Genomic DNA, 1,443 nt, shown 5'->3' on the forward strand with positions numbered 1-1,443 from the left:
AACCCTTCCTAAAAAAAGAGCTTAACAATCTGTTATTCGATTCAATAAAAATGCAGTTCATAAAGAAAAAACGGTCTTCATAAAGTATATAAAGATCCAGCATTGTGAAAATATAAATTCGTAAAAAAAACGAATTATGATAAAAAACTACTTAAAACGAATTTTCATTTTTGGAGGTTTTATGATTGCAGGATTCACTGCAAGCTCACAAGTAACAACTTTCGAATATACAGGTGAAAGTGAAACATATGAAGTACCTGCCGGAGTAACTGCAATCTCAATTCAAACGTACGGCGCACAAGGTGGCAATACTAATGGCGGTTTTGGTGCAGGAATTTATGGTGAATTTACAGTTACTCCCGGAGATGTTCTAAACATTGTTGTTGGTGGTCAAGGAACAGTAAATAGTTGCGGTGGAGCGGGCGCATCTGGTGGTGGAGGTGGTGGAACCTTTGTTTGGAACCCAACAGACGATGCTTTACCATTAATTGCTGCAGGCGGTGGTGGGGGTGGAAACCAAAACTGGGCAGGAGAATGTGTAAATGGATTACCAGGTCAAGCTGGTGAAGACGGCACAAGCGGTGCCGAAGGAGATGCAGACGGAGGAATAGGTGGACATGGAGGTGCAGGAGATGCTCCTTCAGGAACAGGTTCTGGTGGCGGAGGCTGGTTAAGTGTTGGTCAAAACTCAACATGGGGAGATGGATGTACGGGAGGAAGCACACTACCTGATTTTACAGGAGGACTTGGCGCTGTTGGAATGGGCGAAGATGGTGATGGAGGATTTGGCGGAGGTGGAGGTGCTGTCTGTGGCTGTGGTGGCGGTGGCGGATATTCTGGCGGCGCTGGAGGTAACGGAAACACATGTCGCGCAGGTGGTGGCGGAGGCGGATCTTATAACCAAGGTACTGCACAAAATAATGAAACAGGTGTAAACGAAGAGCATGGTCAAGTAATAATAACAATACTTTGCGACCCACTTACTTTAACACCATTCGAATCTATTATTTGTTTAGGAGACGAACTAATCCTAGATGCTACATCTGAAAACGATGCGACAATAACTTGGGATATGGATGTGGAAAATGGCATCTCTTTTACCCCAACTACAACCGGCATTATTACTTATACAGCAACTAGTGACGGCGCAGATTGCCCACTAACAATAGATATTGAGATATTAGACTCACCTGTAATTACCTATGAAATCACACACGAAGATGCAGGTGGAGATGGCGCAATAGACATCACTGTAGCAGGCGGTATAACGCCTTATATTTTTGATTGGGATAATGATGGTACAGGTGATTTTGACGATACAGAAGATTTGACAGGATTAACAAATGGGATATATATAATTGTTGTTGAAGATAATAATGAATGTGAAGCAAGCGAATCAATTGAACTCGTTAAACATACAGGCGTATTTGAAAATGAAACATC

At 42.7% G+C, this 1,443-nt stretch carries 1 pseudogene; it reads left to right on the top strand.

The features are described from left to right. Positions 1–136: 136 nt before the first annotated feature. A pseudogene (locus T367_RS24310) lies at positions 137–1,443 on the top strand (hypothetical protein); the annotation flags it as partial.

It is taken from the genome of Crocinitomix catalasitica ATCC 23190, from assembly GCF_000621625.1.
Classification (GTDB): domain Bacteria; phylum Bacteroidota; class Bacteroidia; order Flavobacteriales_D; family Crocinitomicaceae; genus Crocinitomix; species Crocinitomix catalasitica.